A 22206-nucleotide genomic window follows, 5' to 3' on the forward strand; every position below is an offset into this window, starting at 1 on the left:
AAATCTCCAATTTCCCTATTTATTCCTATATTTGACGGGTAAATTTTCGCGTTGGGGGCTTGAATCTACAACATCAACAAAAATGGCACCAAATATTGATGCCATTATATCTATTTTATTTTTGTCTAAATTATTTTACGCTTCAGTTTTCACTTTCAAAGCAAGTTCATCGAGTTGCTCTTGGGCAATAGGCGCTGGTGCATCTATCATTACATCTCTTCCGCTGTTGTTTTTTGGGAAGGCAATATAATCTCTAATCACCTCGTTGCCATCCAAAATGGCTACCAATCTATCAAACCCGAAAGCGATTCCCGCGTGTGGTGGTGCTCCATATTTAAAAGCATTCATCAGGAATCCAAACTGAGCCTCGGCTTCCTCTTGGCTAAAGCCTAAAAGATTAAACATCTTAGCTTGTAGCTCTTTATTGAAAATCCTTACAGAACCTCCACCAATTTCATTCCCGTTCAATACCAAATCATAAGCGTTGGCTCTGGCTTTTCCAGGTTCGGTTTCTAATAGGGTAATGTCTTCTACCTTTGGTGAAGTAAATGGATGGTGCATTGCGTGGTATCTTCCAGACTCTTCGTCCCATTCTAGTAGTGGGAAATCTACCACCCAAAGCGGTGCAAATTCATCACCTTTTCTCAATCCTAGTTGGTTCCCGAGTTCCATTCTCAAAGCAGAAAGTTGGGTTCTTACTTTTTGTGTATCGCCACTCATTATAAACATCAAATCGCCCGCTTTCGCTCCAAATTTCTCTGCAATGATTTTCAAATCTTCTTCAGAATAAAATTTGTTCACCGAAGAGGTTAAAACGCCATCTTCTTGGAATTTTACCCAAACCATTCCCGTAGCACCTATCTGTGGGCGTTTTACCCAATCGATAAGCGTGTCAATCTGTTTTCTGGTATAATGGACACAACCTTCTACATTAATACCAACAACCAATTCTGCTTCATCAAATATTTTGAAATCCTTTCCTTTCGTTACATCGTTCAGTTCCACGAATTTCATTCCGAAACGGATATCTGGCTTGTCGTTTCCATAGGTTTTCATCGCTTCTGCGAAGGTTATTCTTGGGAAAGTTCCAAAATCTTTACCCGTAACTTCTTTCAGAAGCGTTGCGGTAAGACCTTCAAAGATATTCAGTACATCTTCCTGCTCCACAAAAGCCATTTCACAATCGATTTGAGTAAACTCTGGTTGTCTATCGGCACGCAAATCTTCATCGCGGAAGCATTTTACAATTTGGAAATATCTGTCCATTCCACCAATCATCAGCAATTGCTTGAAAGTCTGCGGCGACTGTGGGAGAGCGTAGAATTGCCCTGCATTCATACGGCTTGGCACCACGAAATCTCTTGCCCCTTCTGGCGTAGATTTGATAAGTACAGGCGTTTCTACTTCGATAAAGCCTTCACCAGAAAGGTAATTTCTCACCTTCTGAGCCATCTGATGGCGAAAAATCAATTTATCTTTCACAGGATTTCTGCGGATGTCAAGGTAGCGGTATTTCATTCTAAGCTCTTCTCCACCGTCGGTTTCATCTTCTATGGTGAAGGGTGGGAGTTCGGCTTCGTTGAGAATGGTAAGTTCCTCTACCAAAATTTCGATGTCTCCTGTTGGAATTTTCGGGTTTTTAGAGCTTCTTTCGATAACGGCTCCCGATACTTGGATTACAAATTCTCTTCCCAATTGCTTGGCTTGTTCTAAGACTTCTTTAGGGGTGCGTTCTGCATCGAAAACCAACTGCGTAATGCCGTAGCGGTCTCTTAAATCTACCCAGATAACGAATCCTTTATCCCGAATGGTTTGCACCCATCCTGCTAATGTAACTTTTTGATTGATATGGCTAAGCGATAACTCGCCGTTGGTATGTGTTCTGAACATTTTTTTGATAGAAAAAGTTTTGGTTAAAAATTTCAACTGCAAAGATAAGTTTTTTGCTCGGAAAATTTTTGTTAATGACTACTTATTCAAAGAGATTTAAACATCATTTATCTTCCTCCCGATACTCTAATAGATCACCTGGCTGGCAGTCTAATGCTTTACAGATAGCTTCCAAAGTGCTTAGCTTGATGGCTTTGGCTTTGCCAGTTTTTAGAATGGAAAGATTCGCTTGGGTAATGCCTATTTTCTCGGCAAGTTCTCGGCTCTGCATCTTGCGTTTGGCAAGCATTACATCGATATTGATAATGATAGGCATAATGCTAAATTGTGAGTTCGTTTTCTTGTTTCAGTTCCAATGCTTTTTGATACAAAACGCCCATCAGAAAGAGGATAAGCGAAGTAGTGATAAAGCTATCGTTATCCAATTGTGTATAGAGGAGCAATTCATTCGGAATGTTTTTCTCAATAAAAAAAGCTTCAAACCATTGGGTAGCTCCGATGAGAAACGCCAAAAAACTCATTGAATAAATCAGCTTGGACACTCCGAAATTAAAGAAGTTATTAGCGTCTAATTGGTTTAAAATCTTGATAGCAATCCAAAATAAACTCAATTTACCAAGGGTTTTTAGGAGTTCACAAAGCATCATTCCATTCAACCCAAACGGCGTACTCTTATAGATGGCAGAAACATCCATACTTTCATAAAATTTTCTAGGTGCTTCCCAATCCAAATTGTGAGAAAGCACAATCCAAGTAATCATTACGAGATTTACCACCACTCCGATTTGTGATAGCCAGAAAACAATTTTCAATAGTTTAATGGCAAATTTTGTTAAGTTTTTCATTGTCTATTTTTTTATTGATTCATATCGCAAATATATAATTAATTATCGTAAAACGATAATTATTTTAGAAAAAAAATAAATTTTAACATTTGTATTTTTTCGTATTTTTGCAATAAATCATTTTGATGTCATTGAAATACAATTGGTTAATCATTCTATTATTACTGTCCCAGACTTTATTCACTCAGACTTATCAGGCTAAGATTATCGGGGTGAAAGATGGCGATACGGTGGAAATCTTATACGAAAATAAAAGCAAAACGGTAAGGTTGGCTCATATTGATGCTCCAGAAAAGAATCAGCCGTATGGTAAAAAAGCCAAGCAAACGCTATCAGATTTTTGTTTCGGGAAAGAGGTGAAAGTGGTGATTGCAGGAAAGCCCGACCGCTATGGCCGTTGGATAGCAGAGTTGTTTCACAACAACCAAAACCTGAATAAAGCCTTAGTGAGGCAAGGTTTAGCGTGGCATTTCACGAAATATTCTAAAAGTGAAAACTATGCTGATTTGGAACGCATTGCCCGAAAAAAGAAACTAGGACTTTGGCAAGATGCCTACCCTATCGCCCCTTGGGATTGGCGAAAGAGAAAAAAAACCGCATCTCAAAGAAACGCGGTTTTACTATGGGATGTAAAGTGAGAGTTTTAGAGATTGGATTTTATGTCAACCTAAATTATTCTCACCTTTTAAGGTTATTTTTTTCCGAAAAAAGAACCGATAAGGTCGCCTATACCACCTTCTTGTTTCTGCTGTCCGCCTCCTAAAACTTGTCCTAAAATGTCGCCAATAGGATTGTTAGAAGATTGAGAGCCGCCCAATACAGAGCCTAAAATATCGTTCAAAGGATTAGAATTTTGAGCCTGCGACTGAGCACCACCCAAAATATTACCCAATAAATCTCCGATACCTCCAGAGCTGACATTATTCTGCTGTTTTTCTTTGCCAATATAGCCCATCACAACTGGAGCTAGCATTGCCAAAATAGGAGCGACTTTATCAATAGAAATACCCGTTTGCTGCGAAAGAGAGCTTTCCACTTGGGCTTTTTGTCCACCAAAAATATGATCCAAAATAGAGTTACCCTCTTGCTGTCTGCTTTCCAATTGAGAAGGATTACTCAGGATACTACCATCGTGGTCTTTGTCTAATGCGTTGTTGAGGGCCTCTGCCTCTTTAGAATCTTGAGATTTTTTTCTAAGGTAAGAGATGATAAGCGGTGTAGCCACTGCCAAAAGGGCAATCACTTGGTTTTTCTGAATACCAAATTTATTCTCGGCTTGTGTAGCAACAGCATTTCCTGTGTTGCCTGTAAGAAGGTCTAATAGACTCATTGTAATGTTTTTTTAATTGTGCTTTGGAATACATCAAAAAATGTTCCGAAATGAAAATTGATACAAAAATCCATTCTGTTCTATATAACTCTCTACAAACTATCCGTGGCTATTACTTTTCTCTTTGAAACACATTACTCAAAACCATTTTGAATGTTCTCATATTTTTTTTATTTTTATCCAATGAAAAAATCACTTGTTATATTATCCGTATTATTTGGAATTTTCTCTTGTACTAAAGACGGAAACCAGACGACTAATGGGGGCGATGCTGCTTCACAAGATATTGCCATTATGGATTCTACCAATGCTGCTCCAGAAATATCCGCTCCCAATGCAGGAAAAAATATTAAACCCCTAGCAGAAACAGCTGGTAAAAACAAAATCATTTTTAAAAACAACCAGCTGATTATCCTTTCCTTTGATACCCAATCCCAAACGGGAAGCATAGAGATAGACAATATCCCTTATACCCTAGATAAGCTTATTTTCTCGGAAAACAACTATGAAATTAGCGGAAAAAATATTAAAATCATTGCTGAAGATGGCAACTTTGAGGAGCCCAACTCCGATTGCTTAACGGGCACGTTCCCATCGGTTACCATCACTACCCATAAAGGACAAATCCACCTAAGCAATATTTCCGTTCAAGATTGTTCCTCGCTCTAAAATTTCATTTCGAGAATGAATGCCATCAAAGTATCTTCTAGCGTGCACCGAAAGGAGTTTTTAGATTTCCCTGCTCGGCTTTATCATAATGACCCGAATTATATCCGCCCTCTGAATAAGGATATAGAAGCGGTGTTTGACGAAAATAAAAATAAACTGTTTCAATCTGGACAATGCGAAAGGTTTCTATTCCAAAAAAATGGGCAAACCGTAGGAAAAGTAGCTGTTTTCATCAATCCGAAATATCAAAATGAAATTCCCACAGGAGGCATTGGCTTTTTTGATTGCGTCAATGACCAAGAGGTGGCCAATTTCATTTTTGATTTTTGTAAACATTGGCTTCAAGAAAGGGGAATGGAAGCAATGGACGGGTCTATCAATTTTGGGGAGAGGGATAAGTTCTGGGGCGTATTGATAGAAGGTTTTGATGAGCCACTCTATGGGATGAATTATAATTTCCCTTACTACAAAGAGTTGTTTGAAAACTATGGCTTTCAGACTTATTACCACCAGCTTTGCTACTCTCGTTCTGTGCATTCTGATGTTTCCAGAGTCTTTACTTTAATGCACAAAAAGCACGCTCAGAATCCCTCCATCTATGCCCTACCAATGAAGAAAAATCAGCTGGAAAAGTTTGCAAAGGATTTTACAGAAATCTACAACAAGGCGTGGGCAAGCCACGAAGGAGGCAAGCAGCTAGAGTACCCAAAAACACTAAAAATGTTCCGAACAATGAAACCCGTGCTTGATGAGCATATTTCTTGGTTTGTGTACGAAAAAGAGAAACCTATTGCTTTTTGGATTAACCTTCCCGACCTTAACCAATGGTTTAAACCCCTTAAAGGAAAATTTGGACTATGGGAAAAACTAAAATTCCTTTGGCTAAAACAGTTTAAAAAGAACACCAAAATGGTAGGGCTGGTTTTCGGCATCGTTCCAGAGTGGCAACGCACGGGGATAGATGGCTATATGATATGGGAAGGCACCCAGCACATTAGGAAGCACACCCATTTTGAAGTTACAGAACTACAATGGATAGGCGATTTTAATCCCAAAATGATGAAAATAGCCGAAAACCTAGAAACCACCATCACCCGAAAACTTACAACCTATCGGTATCTATTTGATAGAAATCAACCTTTTAAAAGGCATAAGACACTTTAATTTCACCGCTTAAAACTGTGAATTGGTTGACGGTTGTCGGTTGAGGGTTAAATTATTAGAAAATTAAGAAGCTAGAAGGTTAGAGGGGTTAGAAGTTAGAGTCTTTCCTTTTTCTTCAATTCTAAATTCCACCTAAATTCCATTAGTAAGTGCAATTTTTTTGGATTGGTTTTAAAATATTTTTGTACACTTGCATTACAGAGGGACAGGGTAATTCCTCCCACTGTGCCGAAAAAGAGGTCGTAACAAAGGCTTCTTTTTCATTTTTTTTTCTAGTATTAGTAATAATGTGTTTTTTTTGAATCTATAACCGATCTGTCCATTGTATTTTTATCACTTTCTTTATTTTTATAGAAATGGGAAGAAGATAAAAACGAAAAATATAATTTGATTTTGGATTTAAAACAGATATATTTTTTTCCTAAATTTGCCGAATTGACTTTTCGATTGATATAATGAAACACATTGACAATATAGCCCAATTATTCAGCAAAAATTTTGTTGCCCACCCGCTTATCGATTCCTTCGATGTAGGGAAACTTTATTTACCTACAGGGAAACTGGTAGCGTGCGATCCTTTGATTACCAATGATAAAGACGCTTTTATAGAAACTTTTCCTCAAGGTGAGTTTTCAGTTTTTGTGCATAAGGAGAAGGAGAGTAATTGTGTGGCGTATGTGGAAGTTGTATTCGGGGAAAATGAAGTGAAAACTTGGAAAATGGCAACTTGCGAAGGGCAAAATGTAGAGGAGTTAGAAGGAGAGGAAATTTTTGGATATCCTGTGCAGAGCGGTATGGCAAGTTTTATGGATAGTGCTACGCAAGAGGAGCTTAATCATCTGGAGCAAAAATTGTTTAAGATGAAAGGTGTAGATTTTATGGGGATTTATGAAGAGTTTTTTCACGAGCATTTTTTCGATGAAAATGGAGCGATAGACCAATATGCCTTTCTGAAGCCAAGTGATGAGAATGCGGGTAATATTTTTGCTTTTGAAGCAGGCTATGGTGAGGGGTTTTATGCTAGTTATATCGGTTATGATGCGGAAGGAAAACCAATAAAAATCATAACGGAGTTTATAGAAATTTTAAGTTAAAACAATCTTTTTTATATCAATAAAATGAAATTTAGTTCGGAACAACCCAAGATTATAGTAGTAGGAAGCTCGTCGATAGATTTGGTTCTGAATACAGAAAAATTTCCAATGCCCAATGAAACCGTATTAGCGTTAAAGTCTGAAAGTTTTTTTGGAGGTAAGGGAGCTAATCAGGCTGTAGGTACGGCACGCTTGGGTGCAAGTGTCTATTTTATAGGATGCGTGGGGATGGACCCTCACGGGCAGCAAGTGATGAGAAACTTGGTGAACGAAGGCGTTAATGTAGGCTATGTGGTAGAAGCGGAGGAAGCTGTTACAGGGACGGCTTATGTTACAGCTTCGGAGGGGAAAAATGCCATCATTGTAGTACCAGCAGCCAACTATGAACTGAAACCGAAACATATAGATGAAGTAGAAAAATACATTGCCAAATCAGATATGGTGCTTCTTCAGCTGGAAGTGCCTATGGCGGTGGTGGAGCATACGGTTAGATTGGCAAAAAAATACGGCACGCCCGTGGGGATTTATGCTGCACCAGCACAGCAACTGTCTCAGGAAGTGATAGAGTATGCTACCTTCATTGTAGCAAAATACAGCGAAATTCATAAAATTTTCGGCAATGAATATTCTGGAGAGGAACTGATGCGGAGATATGTCAACAAACTTTTTGTGAGGGATGAAGCCAACTCCACTACCTTCTACAATGGTGAGGAGATGAGGTATTTCCGAAATGAGGAAGTGGATATCCTTCATAAAATGGGGATGGGAGATGCTTTTACTTCTGGTTTTGCGGTGGCATATTGTCATCAAAATAACATAGAAGATTGTGTGAAATTTGGTAATGATGTTTCCCTAAAAGTGGCAGCGGTGCGAAGCTCGCAGAGAGGATTGCCATACAAAGCAGATTACGAAGCATAGACTGAAATCCTCAAGAGAATGTCACTTATAGAAGCTACCATTAGGTTTGTAAAGGAAAGATTGAAAGGGATAGAATCTGGGCACGATTGGTTTCATACTGAGCGTGTTTGGAAATTATCTAAGCTCATTGCTGCTACAGAAGAATGCAACCTCACTGTGGTAGAATTATCGGCATTACTGCACGATGTGGCAGATGCAAAATTTCACAATGGTGATGAAAATTTGGCATTGGTAGTGGCTCGGAATTTTTTGGAAAAGCAAAATATAGAGAAGGGCTTGGTAGAGCAAGTCCTTTTTATTATTCAGAAAATGTCCTTTAAGAATAGAGGCGAGGCTCCTGAGGTGTTACCCATAGAGTTGAAAATAGTACAAGATGCAGATCGCTTAGATGCGATGGGGGCTATTGGGATTGCCAGAACTTTTAACTTTGGAGGATATAAAAATAATCTGATGTATCACCCCGATATTCAGCCGAATGTAGCGATGACCAAAGAGGAGTATAAGCAATATAATGGCACTACCATCAATCATTTTTATGAAAAACTACTGCTGCTGAAAGATTTGATGAATACCCAAAAGGGAAAGGAATTGGCAGAGAGGCGGCATCATTTGATGGAAGCGTTTTTAGAAGAATTTTACCGTGAGTGGAATGTGGAAGTTTAGTGTAAATTGTTATTTTTGTAAGCGATGGATCAATATATTTTCATAGTTTTTTTACTGCTTACCATTGCTGTAGCATTGTCTGCAGTAAGGCGGAGTTGGGCTACCTTGTTTAGATGGGTGGTTACAGCTTTATCGGTAGGGTATTTTGCATTTTGGTTTGTAGAGAGGAGTTCGGAGGAGGGATTTGTACAAAATTCTATGGCGGTGCAAGTCATCAGCAAACTGCCTCAGCCTGTAGACTTCTATCTCATTAAAATCCGAAGTACGGAAGAGGTGTCTCGCCGATATGGATTGAAGCACTTAGGGAATATCCGCCCAGAGCATTACCGTCTAGAATATCTGGATATGAAAAACGCTGATGAATTTTGGGTGGTGGGTTATCTCGGTAAGAAAAATAGAGTTTACTTTTCTCAGCATTCGGTGCCTAATAAAAATATGGACCAGATTATAGAGGTGAACAATTATATCAACCAAAGCCATAAGTTATCCGAAATTGCAGGAAAAACAGTAGATACGGCAAGGGAGCAAGATATTCGCAGGGTAGTTTGGGTAACGCTTAGTTTTCTTTTAATATTTCTGAATGTTATTTTGCTTTTCAAGAAAGTTTTTTGATGAGATTATGAAGAGGTGAAAATTCTGATGTTTAATTTTAATATTAAGATTTTGAGTGGTTTATAAAATTTCGTTTAGCTGAAAAAGCCTTATTTTCTATTGAAATAAAACTAAAACCCCTTGAGAGTGCCTAATGATGGGCGTTTGGGGTATTTGTGGAAAACTTTTGCGGGGATAAAGAGATGGATTCTTTCTATACTGAATCCATTTTTTTATTTTTGTTTTCGGTCATAAGGAGTAAAAAACTCTTTTGTTAAAGATGTGATTTCTTGGTTTAATTGATTTTAAATCAAATAGATATAAAATAAAAATACAAATATGGGAATTTTTGACAAACGCGTAAGCTACAAGCCTTTTGAGTATCCAGAAGTTTTACAGTTCGTGGAAGCGATTAATAAATCGTTTTGGGTGCATTCTGAAGTGGATTTCACTGCCGACATTCAAGACTTTCATTCGCAATTGGAGCCGCACGAAAAAAATGCGGTGAAACACGCCCTATTGGCCATTGCACAGATTGAAGTTTCGGTGAAAACTTTTTGGGGAAATCTCTACCATCATCTTCCAAAACCAGAACTCAATGGGCTGGGAGCTACTTTTGCAGAATGCGAATTTCGCCACTCGGAGGCGTACTCTCGTTTGTTGGAAGTGTTGGGGTATAATGATGAGTTTCTCAATGTGGTGGAAATCCCAGCGGTAAGAAAGCGAATAGATTTCCTTAGTAATGTGCTGAAAAATGCCAATTCTACAACGCCTAAGGAATATGTTTCTTCGCTTCTATTGTTCTCCATCTTGATAGAGAATGTTTCCTTGTTTTCGCAGTTTGCCATTATTCTATCTTTTACAAGGTTCAAAGGTTATATGAAAAATGTAAGCAACATTATCGCTTGGACTTCTGTGGACGAGCAAATCCACGCCAATGCAGGGATTTACCTCATCAATAAAATCCGTGAAGAGCAACCAGAATTGCTTACAGATGAAGATATAGAAGCTATTTATCAACTTGTAGATCAATCTTTGGAGGTGGAAAGCGAGATTTTAGATTGGATTTTTGAATTGGGCGAAATAGACAAAGTTTCCAAAATTAACTTGCTCAATTTTATGAAATACCGCGTAGATGATTCTCTGAATAAAATAGGAATGAAGCCTCGCTACAATGTCTCTGAAGAAGATTATAAACCAATGGTATGGTTTGAGGAGGAAGTATTTGCCAACTCTCTAGATGATTTCTTTGCAAAACGCCCTGTAGATTATACCAAACACGATAAATCTATCACAGCGAATGACCTTTTCTAAAGGCTTTAATGCTTGAAAAAAATAACCATTAATCATTAACAACTAACCATCACAATGATTCCCATAGACTTATCTACTTGGAATAGAAGAGAACACTTTGAGTTTTTCTCGGAGATGAGCAATCCTTTTTTCGGGATTACTTCTGAGATTGACTGTACCAAGGCGTATGCGATATGCAAGGAAAAGGGAATTTCATTTTTTGCCTACTATATGCACAAATCTATTATGGCTTCCAATGCTGTTAAGGAGTTGAGGTATAGGATTATAGATGGGCAAGTGATGGAGTTGCCTTATGTGAATGTGGGAACTACCATAGCGAGGGAAGATGGTACTTTTGGGTTTTCTCTTACGGAATATTCGGAGGATTTTGAAGTGTTCAACGCTCGTTTGCAAAAGGAGATAGAAAATGTTCAAAACTCAGAAGGCATCAGGCTGCATACGGAAGATGGTAGAGTGGATTTGATTCGCCATACCACCATACCGTGGACTTCTTTTTCGGCAATATTGCACCCTTTCAATTTGGGAAGTGGCGATTCTGTTCCGAAAATTGCCTTTGGAAAATTCCGAGTGGAGGGCGATAGGAAATGGCTTCCTATATCCATAGAAGCCCATCACGGCTTGGCTGATGGTAGGCATTTGGGGCTTTATTTTCAGAAGTTTCAAGAGTTGATGAACGAGGATTTTTAGAGAACTAACCATTTTAATATCATAAGAAAATGAAAATAAAGCTTTGGTTTTTTTTGATGATGCTTTTTGTGTTGAAAATATGATAAACTAGGAAAATTCGTTTTTTTAAGGGGTGAAAATGTTTAATGTTTAGATTATTAATGATTAAATGTTTGTTTTTTTTATTATTTTGTGTAAAATTAATCGGGATTTAGTTATAGTATACTGATATTCAAAATCTGATTTTCATTAAATTATATTAATGCGTAACCTGGTAAATTTAGTCTAATTTTTTTTTGTAATACTTGTGAGATATTATTAAATTGTTTACATTTGTAGAGAATCAAAAAAAAATAAATTAGTTATGAAAAAATTAGTTTTTAGCGTAATCTTAGGATTAGTAAGTGTGAGTATGAGTGCTAACTCAGTAATTGATGAAAAGTGTACTAAAAGCACTCAGGAAGGTGGTAAGAAGCTTAAAGTTTCTTTAGCCATAGATGAACTTCCTATTAAGGATGTTATGAAGGTGAGGTGTTATACTGAGGGACCTGATGGGAGGCCTGTTGAGATTAAGTGTCCTGAACCAGGTGGTACTATTCCAATTATTGTTATAGATGATGGTACAGGAGAGGTCTAATTGTTTTTTTTGAAAATTATTTAAGCTATTTAGTAACTCTATCTAAATTTTTTTTTTGAAATTTTTAGAGTGTTAGTGTTTCTAAATAGCTTTTTTATAAATATAAATCAAATATTTTGGTATATGAATAAGTTTTTTTCCTTTTTGATGGTATTTGGAGCTTTAGTATTGAAAGCTCAGACGCATAGGTTTTATTATGAATTAGATTTTAGAAAAGATTCTCTATCCAATGATAGAACGCAAGATTTATATGTCTTGGATATTGATAGAAAGGAGGTTAAGTTTTATGGTGAACGCTTACTAAAAGCAGATTCATTGATGAATTTGGAAAATTATAATGAACTGGCAGTGAGTGGGAAAGCTAAGCTTTATCCAGATTTGGATATAAGACTAAAACGCTCCATTGGTTCAGATGAGAATACGGCTTTTCATCTGATGAATGCAAAAACTTACTATGCTTTTAAAACTAAGGATAAGCAGGTTTGGAAGCTTTCGCCAGAGAATAAAACCATTAAAGGATATAAGGTACAAAAGGCAACAACGCAATTTGGAGGAAGGCATTGGGAAGCTTGGTTTACTACGGAAATTCCTTTCGCGGAAGGACCATACAAGTTTAAAGGGTTGCCAGGGCTTATTTTGGAAATATATGATGATAGAAAGGATTATGTTTTTGTATTTGCAGGAAACAAAACCTTGAAAGAAACAATAGACAGCTCGTCCTTTTTGGAGCAAAATCTTGGAAGAGATAAACCTATTGAAATTAGTGAGAAAAAATACAATCAGTTGAAGTTGGATTATTACAATGCTCCTTTTAAAGATTTTGGAGGAAATGATACCTTTTATGTGATTGAAAATGGAACTTATGTTCAGAAGAAAATCGATACAAGGGAGAGAGTACGAAAGGTGCAAGAGCGTTTAAGAAAAGATAATAATCCGATAGAATTGGATAAAGCAGTGAAGTATCCTCAGTCAAAGGATTAAAGTTAATGAAATAATAATGGTAATAGAGCGGGCAATGCTTTCGGATGTGGAGGATATTTGGAAAATTATTCTTTACGCCAAAGAAAGCAGAAGGCTTCAAGGAAGTGAACAATGGCAAAATGGCTATCCTTTTAGGGAGACCATTATCCAAGATATAGAGAAGGGTTGGGGCTATGTGGTGAGAATAGATGGAAAAGTGGTAGCTTATGTAGCCATCATTACAGAAGGAGAACCAGCGTATGAAGCTATTGAAGGGCAATGGTTGAAGGATTGGGATTATTGGACGGTTCATAGAATGGCAGTCTCCGAAGCAGCAAAGGGAAAAAGATTGGGGCAATGGATGCTACAAGCTGTGGGGGATAAAGCGGTAGAAAACAAGGTTTTCAGCATAAGGATAGATACCAATTTTGATAATCTGGCAATGCTGAAGATTTTAGAGAATTTAGAATACACTTACTGTGGCGAAGTGCAATACAACGGCTCTCCACGCAAGGCTTTTGAAAAAATATTGAAATAAGAAGAACGAAAAGAACAAGAAATAAATGGAAGAACAAACAAATATATGGTGGCTCAATGAGGAGTCTGAGCAAATGCTCAACAGAGGGTATCTACTGAAAGGCGAAACGGTGGAAGGTGCTATTGATAGAATCACTACGGCAGCTGCCAAGAGGCTGTATAAACCAGAGCTTCAGCCAGCTTTCAAGGAGATGATTACCAAGGGGTGGATTTCTTTTTCATCGCCTGTGTGGGCTAATATGGGAACGCAGAGAGGACTCCCGATTTCGTGCTTCAATGTGCATATTCCTGATAGCATAGAAGGGATTACCCACAAGATGGGCGAAGTGATTATGCAGACCAAAATTGGTGGTGGTACATCAGGTTATTTCGGAGAATTGAGACACCGAGGGACAGCCGTTACCGATAATGGAAAATCTTCTGGTGCAGTTTCCTTTATGAAACTCTTTGATACCGCAATGGATGTTGTGTCTCAAGGGGGCGTTCGCCGTGGGGCATTTGCGGCGTATTTGGATATAGACCACGGAGATATAGAGGAGTTTTTGTCCATTAAAGACATTGGTTCACCTATTCAGAATTTGTTTATAGGTGTTTGTGTTCCAGATTATTGGATGCAAGATATGATAGATGGTGACATCGAAAAACGAAAAATCTGGGCAAGAGTTTTAGAAAGCCGTCAGCAGAAAGGATTGCCTTATATCTTCTTTACCGATAATGTGAATAGAAACAAACCTCAGGTTTATAAAGATAAAGGATTGATGATTAATGCCAGCAATCTTTGTTCTGAGATTATGTTGCCATCATCAGAGGAAGAATCTTTCATCTGCTGTCTATCTTCAATGAATTTGGAATTGTATGACGAGTGGAAAGATACCAACGCGGTAAAACTGGCGGTGTATTTCTTAGATGCTGTTTTATCTGAATTTATAGAAAAAACCGAAGGTAACTATTATTTGCAATCGGCAAGGAATTTTGCCATCAGACATAGGGCTTTAGGCTTAGGCGTTTTGGGGTACCACTCTTATTTGCAGAAAAATATGATACCGTTTGAAAGCTTTGAAGCTACGCAGTTTAACGCCAGAGCATTCAGGCAAATCAAAGAGCAGGCAGAGCAGGCATCTCGTGAGCTCGCCAATATCTATGGTGAACCAGAAATGCTAAAAGGTTATGGACTGAGAAATACCACTACAATGGCGATAGCCCCTACCACCTCTAGCTCGGCAATTTTAGGGCAAACTTCCCCAGGGATAGAGCCTTTTGCATCCAACTATTACAAAGCGGGATTAGCGAAAGGAAACTTTATGCGTAAAAACAAATATCTGGCAAAGTTGCTAGAAGAGAAAGGATTGGATACGGAGGAAACTTGGCGTGGCATAATGCTCAACCACGGTTCTGTACAGCATTTAGAAGGCTTAACAGACCACGAAAAAGCGGTTTTCAAAACCTTTAAGGAAATTTCACCAATGGAGATTATTTCCCAAGCGGCACAAAGACAGCAGTATATAGACCAAGCACAATCGCTTAACTTGCAGATTCCTTCTACAATGCCAGTGAAAGATGTGAATTTTCTTCTCATAGAGGCGTGGAAAAAAGGAGTGAAAACACTTTACTATCAGAGAAGTTCATCGGTTTCTAAGGAAATGATGGTGAATTTCGTAACCTGCTCAAGCTGTGAGGCGTAGTGTTCTGAGGAGAAAGTTGGGTATTAGAAGTTAGATATTAGAAGTTAGAGGTTAGAAAGGATTAGTTGTCGGTTGCTAGTTGTCGGTTGATGGTGAAAATTCAAAACTCAAAACTCAACACTTAAAACTTGAAAATAGTTAGAAGGTTATAAAGTTAGAGGAGGGAGCTGGACTCTTTCCTCTTTTTTTTCGAATGAAAATGTAAAGTTTATTTGTCTAAATGTAAAATATGTTTTACATTTGTGCCTAATAATAAAAGTATATTAAAATGAAAACATTGTATTTACTTCCGAATGCTTATAAGAAAATAGGCTGGTTTGTGTTTGTTCCATCTTTTATTTTTGGGATTTTAATGTTAATATTCCATTGGGAGTTTCCTTTGGTGAATATCCCTGTGATTTACAATGATGCCCTAGTAGGGGAGCGTGGCTTTTTTGTAGAAACTTCGGTGAGCTGGTTGGAGAATCTTATCGGTATGATGGTAATAGTGGGAGGACTTTTAGTAGGTTTTTCCAAAGAAAAAACAGAGGATGAATATATTGCTTCGTTGCGGCTAAAGGCTTTGTTTTGGGCAATGGGTGTGAGTTACCTTGTGGTTTTGGGGTTATACCTTGCAGTATTTGGAATTGCATTTCTTTATGTCATTATTTTAGCGATGTATTTACCTTTGGTATTGTATGTTTTTCGGTTTAACTATTGTTTACTCGCTTTAAATAATGAAAAATAGCATCAAAATAGAACGGACTCTAAAAGGGATTACACAGGAGGATTTGGCTAAAATTATAGGGGTTTCTCGGCAAACGATTAATGCTTTAGAATCTGGAAAATATGTTCCTTCCACAGTATTGGCATTAAAACTTTCTCAATACTTTGGAAAATCTGTTAATGAAATATTTACACTCGAGGAAGAGGATTGATTTGAGGTTCGGAGTTCAAGGTTAGAGGTTAGATTTTAGAGGTTAGAAAGGATTAGTTGTAAGTTGCTAGTTGTCGGTTGATGGTCTTTTCTCTTTCCTCTTTCTTCTTTCCTCAAAAACGTAAAATTAAAAATCTAACCTCTAACTTCTAAAAACTAACTAATTTTGCAAAAAAAAATCAGAACAATGAAATTTGGACAAGTAGAAGACCCGTCTTTAGTAGATTTTAGTTTGCCTAATACGCATCTTAGAACTTTAGAGGTTTTAAAAGAAAATAAAAATGGTTTTCAAAACCTCTCCATAGGCTGTGCAAAGTGGAATAAAACGGACCTGAAAGGATTTTATCCTCGCGGGACGAAAGATGAGCTTACCTACTACGCTACGCAATTTAACGCGATAGAACTGAATGCTACCTTCTATAGTCTTCCTTCGCCAGAGCAAGTGAGGATATGGAAAGAAAAAACACCACCAGATTTTAAATTCTTCCCTAAAATCACCAATACTATTTCGCATTACCGAAGATTAATCAATGTAACCGATGTGGTAACGCAGTATGTTACTTCTATTATGAATTTTGAGGAGCAACTGGGAATGGTTTTCTTGCAATTGCACGATAATTTCAAACCGAAGGATTTTGATAGATTGAAGCGATTTATCCAAGAATGGCCTCGCGAAATTCCTTTAGCGGTGGAGCTTCGCAATCAGGAGTGGTTTTCCGATGAGGTTGTTTTTGAAACTACGATGGACTTGTTTGAGCGTCATCAAATCACCAATATCATAGTAGATACGGCGGGGCGTAGAGATATGCTGCATATGAGACTCACCACGCCTACGGCATTTGTGCGTTATGTGGGGGCTAATGCTGAGTCGGATTACACCCGATTGGACGATTGGTTGCATTGCATATCGGAATGGAAAGCTCAAGGTTTGGAAAATCTTTATTTCTTTGTGCATCAAAATGTAGAATTGGCATCACCGCTCCTTTCGGCATATTTCATAGAAAAGCTAAATCAAGAATTGGGAACGCAATTACATATTCCACAGTTGGCAAATGCTACGGGGCAATTGTTTTGAGAGGATATTAATGTACTAATGTACCAATGTACCAATTTACCAATGTAATAATTTGCAATGTAATAATGTAACTTAATATAGTCAGTTCATTATAATTGTTATTGATTAAAACTCTTCTCTGAAATAAAAAAATATCTCTGTCTTTAAAGGGGAAAACTATTATTGCTGATTATTTTAGTGTAAACTTTTAATCTCATAAGGATTGATACATTGGATTACTACGCTACTACACTGTTACATTGGTAAATTGCTACACTGGTATATTGCTTAAATTACATTAATCGGAGATTGGTTTCAAATATTCTTCGGAAAAGTCTTATCTTTGGCGGGATATGATTGGATTAATTTTATAAACATAAATCAATATGGATATTATTTTTGACCTTATAGAAAAGGAAAGAGCCAGACAGACCCACGGGATTGAGCTTATTGCATCGGAAAATTTTGTTTCTGATGAGGTGATGAAGGCTATGGGAAGTGTTTTAACTAATAAGTATGCAGAGGGCTACCCAGGAAGAAGATATTATGGCGGTTGCGAAGTGGTAGATGAGGTGGAAACTCTTGCTATAGAAAGGGCTAAGCAACTTTTTGGGGTGGAGTATGCTAATGTTCAGCCACACTCTGGTTCTCAGGCTAATGCTGCTGTTTACTTGGCGTGTTTGAAACCGGGGGATAGCATCTTAGGATTAGACTTGTCAATGGGAGGGCATTTGACGCACGGCTCACACGTTAATTTTTCCGGGATACAATATCAAGCGAATTTTTACGGCGTAGAAAGAGAAACAGGCTTGATAGATTACGATAATGTAAGACAAAAGGCATTAGAAGTGAAGCCTAAAATGTTGATAGCAGGTTACTCAGCTTATTCTCGCGATATTGATTTCTCTAAATTTAGAGAAATTGCAGATGAAGTAGGGGCTACGCTGTGGGCGGATATTGCTCATCCAGCGGGGCTTATTGCTAAGGGACTTCTCAGTTCTCCATTTGAGCATTGCCACATAGTAACTACTACTACCCATAAAACATTGAGAGGACCTAGAGGAGGCTTGATAATGATGGGGAAAGATTTTGAAAACACCTACGGACACAAAACGCCAAAAGGAGAAACCAAAATGATGAGCCAAGTGTTAGATGGCTGTGTATTTCCAGGGGTGCAAGGTGGGCCTTTGGAGCATGTGATTGCAGGGAAGGCGATAGCTTTTGGGGAGGCATTAGACCCTAAATTTGAAGTATATGCTAAGCAAGTAGTTGCTAATGCTAGAGCGTTGGCAAAAGCAATGATGGATAGAGGTTTTGATATTGTAAGTGGGGGTACGGATAACCATCTGATGCTAGTAGATCTCCGAAACAAAGGGGTTAATGGTAAAGAAACCGAAAAAGCTTTGGTGAAAGCAGATATTACTTGTAACAAAAATATGGTTCCGTTTGATGATAAATCGGCGTTTACCACTTCGGGGATTCGTTTAGGAACGGCAGCAATTACCACCAGAGGTTTGAAGGAAAACGATATGGCAACCATTGCAGACTTGATTTCTGATGTGGTAGATAATATCAATAATGATACGGTAATTGCAGAGGTACGTAAGAAGGTGAATGCAATGATGGAAGGCTTGCCATTATTCAGTTATTAAGATAAAAATAAAAATAAATTGCTTAAAATTGCCAGAGTATTACACTTTGGCAATTTTTTTGATAGGAAGAAGTTTGTTGTAAACACCCAAATGATAAACAATGCTCTTTAGCCTTTTAACTTTATAGTCTCATAACCCTCTCACTGCACTATGCATAAATCTTATACTTTTGATGAAATCAAACAGAAAATGATAAACTATTGCGTTTATCAGGATAGATGCCATCAGGAAGTGGAGCAAAAGATGAAAGAGTTTTTATTGATTCCAGAGGCGAAAGATGAGATTTTGTTGTATTTAATTCAGGAGAATTATTTGAATGAAGAGCGATTTACGCGTTCCTATATACGGGGAAAATTTTATGCAAAACATTGGGGGCGAAATAAGATAAAAAATCATTTGAAATTCAAAGGGGTGCCCGAGAAGTTGATTCTATCTTGTTATGATGAGATAGATGATGAAGATTATGAAAATGCTATTAAGAAAATTTACCAGCAATATTATGAAAAACAGAAGGGGCTGAAGGGGTATCAGAAGCAAGCGAAAACGATAAAATATCTGATTGGGAGAGGTTTTGAATATGATATTATTCAGGAGGTTATCAATGAAGATTGATTTATGTTTTGGTTATGTTTGTTTTGTGTTAAATAATAGTATTTGTTAAATAATTTTCTTTAAAATAGTCATTTTATTGTTTTTTTTTTTTTTTTTTGCGATTTTTAATTTGGTTATTTTAAAATAATTCTTCGTTGTAATATTGGGTTAAATTCATTACATTTGTGAACTTTTTTAGATAAAAATTGTGAAAACATTTCTATACAAGCTGAAAAATAAGATATACGATGGCGACAATATTGTGAGCTTGTCCAATCTCCGCTATTTGCCGAGGTGGCTTGTTTTGTTGATAGATGTGTCGCTTTTGGCATTTTCTCTACTGATGTCTTATTGGGTTTTGGACAAATTGGGCGTTCGTCCTATTTCATCAATGGAGATGTATCAGAAATTTCTTTTGATACTTGGGGTGAATGTTGTTTTTATTATTATTTTCCGTACTTATTCGGGGATTATTCGGCATTCTACCTTTATTGATTTATCTAAAATTTTATTAGCGAATGTCTGTACAGCGATAGTTTTATTGTTGGCGAATGTGGTTGCATTTTGGCTCACTAGAGAGAAGCTTTTTCTTACTCCGCTGATTTATATTTATTTTGGATTTTCGTTTTTATTTCTGTTTACCCTTCGTTTGGTAGTGAAGGAAAGTTATCATTTTGCGAAAGAATTTAAGCGTAGTGATTTGAAAAAACGCATCCTTGTTCTTGGGATAGATGAGGAATCTGTGGCGTTGGCTAAAGCAATTATAGGAAATCCTTCTTTGCCGTATCAGGTGGTAGGCTTTTTAACAGAGCGAAAAGATTCCAAAATGGCAAATCTGATAGGAAAAAAAATATTGCCAAAAGATAAGCTAAAAGCTTACTCCAAGGAGGTTTTAAATATTGATGGCATTCTGATTAATAGGCCTAAACTGTCCAAGGAGGAATTAAGCGATTGGGTTAATTTATTTCTGGAAAAAAACTTGCTGGTGCTCAAGGCACCATCGGTGCAGAAGTTGAGAGAAAATGAAGGCGAGGTGAGTATTCGTACCCTCCAGATAGAGGATTTGCTGAACAGAAAACCTATTGTGATAGAAAATGAAGAGGTGAAGAAAAGGCATTACCACAAGACGGTATTGGTAACAGGTGGTGCAGGGTCTATTGGAAGTGAAATTGTAAGGCAAGTTGCTCATTTTGAACCGAAAACTATCGTGGTTTTAGACCAAGCGGAAACTCCCCTTTATGATATAGAATTGGAAATGAAAGCTTCGTTTCCAGGTGTGGATTTTAGATTTATCTTGGCAGATATTTCTAATTTTAATCGTTTGGAAAGTGTTTTTGAAGAATTTCAGTTTTCAATGGTGTACCACGCAGCGGCATACAAGCATGTTCCTCTCATAGAGGAAAATCCGCACGAGGCTGCATTGGTGAATATTCAAGGAAGTAAAAATCTAGCATTGCTTGCTAGTCGTTATAAAGTCAATCGTTTTGTGATGGTTTCTACGGATAAAGCTGTTAATCCAACCAATGTAATGGGGGCATCTAAGAGAGCGGCAGAGTTGTTTGTGCAAGCGTTACAAAATGAGGCGGGGAATACTACCAAGTTTATCACGACAAGGTTCGGTAATGTTTTGGGGTCTAATGGTTCGGTAATTCCGCATTTTAGAAAGCAGATAGAAAAAGGAGGGCCAGTTACCATCACCCATCCCGATATTGTGCGTTATTTTATGACGATTCCCGAGGCTTGTGAGCTGGTATTGCAGGCGGGGACTATGGGAAGCGGCGGTGAAATCTTCGTTTTTGATATGGGAGAACCTGTTAAGATTTTGAATTTGGCGAAGAGAATGATTAAGCTATCTGGTTTTGAACCAGATGAGGATATTAAAATTGTTTACACAGGGCTTCGTCCTGGTGAAAAACTTTATGAAGAGTTGCTAAGCGATGGGACAAAAACACTGCCTACTCATCACGATAAAATTATGATTTCTAAAGATGAAGCGATGACCTTCGAGGAAATCAATGCCTTGACAGAGCAAATTTATAACGAAGCTAAAGAAGCAGATAAAGTGGCGGTGGTGAGAACCTTGAAAACCATCGTGAAAGAATTTAAGAGTAATAACTCTATTTTTGAAGCCTTAGATAAAAGGGCTTAGTTAGAATATGGCGTTTAGGCATAGGGAGGATTAAGAATTAAAATTGTATCTTTGCGATATTTAGAAAAGTGATATATGAAAATAAGGAATTGGGGATTTTTATTATTTGCAGCTTTGGTGCTGTTTTCTTGTAAATCGAGGAAGGATATTGTCTATATGCAGAATATAGAGCAATTGGCTAATGAAGCCTCTATCAAAAGGGTACAATCTACCATTCAGCCAGATGACCAGTTACTGATTTATGTTACAGCAAAGGATATGAGCGTTACCGCTCCATTCAATCAAAGTGTTTCTACGGATAACCTTCAATCTAGAGTAACATACTCTCAGCCAAGTTCTAATATACCTACTTCTGGGCAATCTACCCTTTCGGGAGTAGCATATACTGTTTATCCAGATGGATATATAGATTTTCCTGTTTTGGGAAAGATAGAAACCAATGGAAAAACGATTGAAAACCTGAAAGATGAGCTGGTGCAAAAACTGAAAAGATATATCATCAATCCTACAGTGAGTGTAAGGTATGGCAATTACCGCGTTACTGTTTTGGGGGAAGTTAACCGCCCAGGGGAATATGTTATCCCTAATGGAAGAACCACATTACTTAATACTTTAGGTTTAGCAGGTGACCTTACCATCTATGGGAAGAGAGATAATGTTTTGATAGTGAGAGAGGAAGATGGTGTAAGAACCCAAGCTTATATCAACCTTACAGATGCTAATTTTATCAATTCTCCATACTACTATCTGAAGCAAAATGATGTGGTCTATGTTGTTCCGAATAAGATTAAAGAAGATTCTTCAAGATTTGGAGCTCAAACGGGGATTTACATCTCTGTAGCATCGGTAATACTTGGTTTATTGACACTTATAGTTAGATAAAA

General features: G+C 37.6%; 24 protein-coding genes. 20 read left to right on the plus strand and 4 right to left on the minus strand.

All coding sequences use genetic code 11. The features are described from left to right. Positions 1-135: 135 nt before the first annotated feature. From aspS to ACFFUE_RS06520, 3 genes are all read right to left on the minus strand, one after another. Positions 136-1890, minus strand: coding sequence for an aspartate--tRNA ligase (aspS, locus tag ACFFUE_RS06510; RefSeq protein WP_376833731.1), 1755 nt, complete (start codon positions 1888-1890; stop codon positions 136-138). Between the two features lie 103 nt (positions 1891-1993). Then, positions 1994-2206 (minus strand): helix-turn-helix domain-containing protein, encoded by a 213-nt coding sequence (locus ACFFUE_RS06515; protein WP_376833733.1) that lies wholly within the window; start codon positions 2204-2206, stop codon positions 1994-1996. A 4-nt stretch (positions 2207-2210) separates the two neighbouring features. Further along, on the minus strand, positions 2211-2735 hold the full coding sequence (locus ACFFUE_RS06520) for a hypothetical protein (protein ID WP_376833735.1): 525 nt from the start codon (positions 2733-2735) through the stop codon (positions 2211-2213). A gap of 125 nt (positions 2736-2860) precedes the next feature. Between ACFFUE_RS06520 and ACFFUE_RS06525 the strand changes: the two genes are divergently transcribed. Then, on the plus strand, positions 2861-3373 hold the full coding sequence (locus ACFFUE_RS06525) for a thermonuclease family protein (RefSeq protein ID WP_376833737.1): 513 nt from the start codon (positions 2861-2863) through the stop codon (positions 3371-3373). Between the two features lie 53 nt (positions 3374-3426). Here the strand turns inward: ACFFUE_RS06525 and ACFFUE_RS06530 are convergent, their stop codons facing one another. After that, a complete protein-coding gene (locus ACFFUE_RS06530) occupies positions 3427-4065 on the minus strand; it encodes a DUF937 domain-containing protein (protein ID WP_376833739.1) in 639 nt (212 codons plus the stop codon). A 183-nt stretch (positions 4066-4248) separates the two neighbouring features. Here ACFFUE_RS06530 and ACFFUE_RS06535 point away from each other — a divergent pair, with 183 nt between their 5' ends. The 19 genes from ACFFUE_RS06535 to ACFFUE_RS06625 all read left to right on the plus strand — a co-directional run bounded on the left by ACFFUE_RS06535 (position 4249) and on the right by ACFFUE_RS06625 (position 22204). Further along, positions 4249-4734 carry a hypothetical protein gene (locus tag ACFFUE_RS06535; protein WP_376833741.1) on the plus strand — a complete coding sequence of 162 codons (486 nt, stop codon included), beginning with the start codon at positions 4249-4251 and terminating at the stop codon, positions 4732-4734. Between the two features lie 15 nt (positions 4735-4749). Further along, positions 4750-5898 (plus strand): hypothetical protein, encoded by a 1149-nt coding sequence (locus tag ACFFUE_RS06540; RefSeq protein WP_376833743.1) that lies wholly within the window; start codon positions 4750-4752, stop codon positions 5896-5898. Positions 5899-6353: 455 nt separating this feature from the next. After that, complete coding sequence (locus ACFFUE_RS06545) at positions 6354-6992, plus strand: DUF4241 domain-containing protein (RefSeq protein ID WP_376833745.1); 639 nt, start codon at positions 6354-6356, stop codon at positions 6990-6992. A 24-nt stretch (positions 6993-7016) separates the two neighbouring features. After that, positions 7017-7910 carry a ribokinase gene (locus ACFFUE_RS06550; RefSeq protein WP_376833747.1) on the plus strand — a complete coding sequence of 298 codons (894 nt, stop codon included), beginning with the start codon at positions 7017-7019 and terminating at the stop codon, positions 7908-7910. An 18-nt stretch (positions 7911-7928) separates the two neighbouring features. After that, positions 7929-8573 carry an HD domain-containing protein gene (locus ACFFUE_RS06555; RefSeq protein WP_376833749.1) on the plus strand — a complete coding sequence of 215 codons (645 nt, stop codon included), beginning with the start codon at positions 7929-7931 and terminating at the stop codon, positions 8571-8573. 24 nt (positions 8574-8597) lie between these two features. Then, a complete protein-coding gene (locus ACFFUE_RS06560; protein WP_376833751.1) occupies positions 8598-9185 on the plus strand; it encodes a hypothetical protein in 588 nt (195 codons plus the stop codon). A 318-nt stretch (positions 9186-9503) separates the two neighbouring features. Further along, positions 9504-10478: a ribonucleotide-diphosphate reductase subunit beta gene (locus ACFFUE_RS06565; RefSeq protein WP_327985137.1), complete on the plus strand. Its 975-nt coding sequence runs from the start codon at positions 9504-9506 to the stop codon at positions 10476-10478. A gap of 54 nt (positions 10479-10532) precedes the next feature. After that, the gene (locus tag ACFFUE_RS06570; RefSeq protein WP_376833753.1) at positions 10533-11165 is read left to right on the plus strand and encodes a CatA-like O-acetyltransferase; all 633 of its coding nucleotides are present in this window, start codon (positions 10533-10535) and stop codon (positions 11163-11165) included. Between the two features lie 343 nt (positions 11166-11508). Beyond that, positions 11509-11781, plus strand: coding sequence for a hypothetical protein (locus ACFFUE_RS06575; RefSeq protein ID WP_376833755.1), 273 nt, complete (start codon positions 11509-11511; stop codon positions 11779-11781). A 123-nt stretch (positions 11782-11904) separates the two neighbouring features. Continuing rightward, a complete protein-coding gene (locus ACFFUE_RS06580) occupies positions 11905-12762 on the plus strand; it encodes a GLPGLI family protein (protein WP_376833757.1) in 858 nt (285 codons plus the stop codon). Positions 12763-12778: 16 nt separating this feature from the next. Next, positions 12779-13279 carry a GNAT family N-acetyltransferase gene (locus tag ACFFUE_RS06585; RefSeq protein WP_376833759.1) on the plus strand — a complete coding sequence of 167 codons (501 nt, stop codon included), beginning with the start codon at positions 12779-12781 and terminating at the stop codon, positions 13277-13279. Positions 13280-13304: 25 nt separating this feature from the next. Continuing rightward, positions 13305-14960, plus strand: coding sequence for a ribonucleoside-diphosphate reductase subunit alpha (locus ACFFUE_RS06590; protein ID WP_327985132.1), 1656 nt, complete (start codon positions 13305-13307; stop codon positions 14958-14960). Between the two features lie 268 nt (positions 14961-15228). After that, on the plus strand, positions 15229-15687 hold the full coding sequence (locus ACFFUE_RS06595) for a hypothetical protein (RefSeq protein ID WP_376833762.1): 459 nt from the start codon (positions 15229-15231) through the stop codon (positions 15685-15687). Then, positions 15677-15877 carry a helix-turn-helix transcriptional regulator gene (locus ACFFUE_RS06600; RefSeq protein ID WP_376833764.1) on the plus strand — a complete coding sequence of 67 codons (201 nt, stop codon included), beginning with the start codon at positions 15677-15679 and terminating at the stop codon, positions 15875-15877. The genes ACFFUE_RS06595 and ACFFUE_RS06600 overlap by 11 nt, the downstream gene beginning before the upstream one ends. Positions 15878-16063: 186 nt before the next feature. After that, positions 16064-16951, plus strand: coding sequence for a DUF72 domain-containing protein (locus ACFFUE_RS06605; protein ID WP_376833766.1), 888 nt, complete (start codon positions 16064-16066; stop codon positions 16949-16951). A gap of 365 nt (positions 16952-17316) precedes the next feature. Then, positions 17317-18582, plus strand: a complete 1266-nt coding sequence (gene glyA, locus ACFFUE_RS06610) for a serine hydroxymethyltransferase (RefSeq protein ID WP_376833768.1) — start codon at positions 17317-17319, stop codon at positions 18580-18582. A gap of 189 nt (positions 18583-18771) precedes the next feature. Then, a complete protein-coding gene (locus ACFFUE_RS06615; RefSeq protein WP_376833770.1) occupies positions 18772-19194 on the plus strand; it encodes a regulatory protein RecX in 423 nt (140 codons plus the stop codon). A 187-nt stretch (positions 19195-19381) separates the two neighbouring features. Then, a complete protein-coding gene (locus tag ACFFUE_RS06620) occupies positions 19382-21322 on the plus strand; it encodes a polysaccharide biosynthesis protein (protein ID WP_376833771.1) in 1941 nt (646 codons plus the stop codon). A gap of 75 nt (positions 21323-21397) precedes the next feature. Next, the gene (locus tag ACFFUE_RS06625; protein WP_376833773.1) at positions 21398-22204 is read left to right on the plus strand and encodes a polysaccharide biosynthesis/export family protein; all 807 of its coding nucleotides are present in this window, start codon (positions 21398-21400) and stop codon (positions 22202-22204) included. Positions 22205-22206 lie beyond the last annotated feature (2 nt).

This window comes from Bergeyella porcorum, assembly GCF_042427575.1.
Lineage (GTDB): Bacteria > Bacteroidota > Bacteroidia > Flavobacteriales > Weeksellaceae > Bergeyella > Bergeyella porcorum.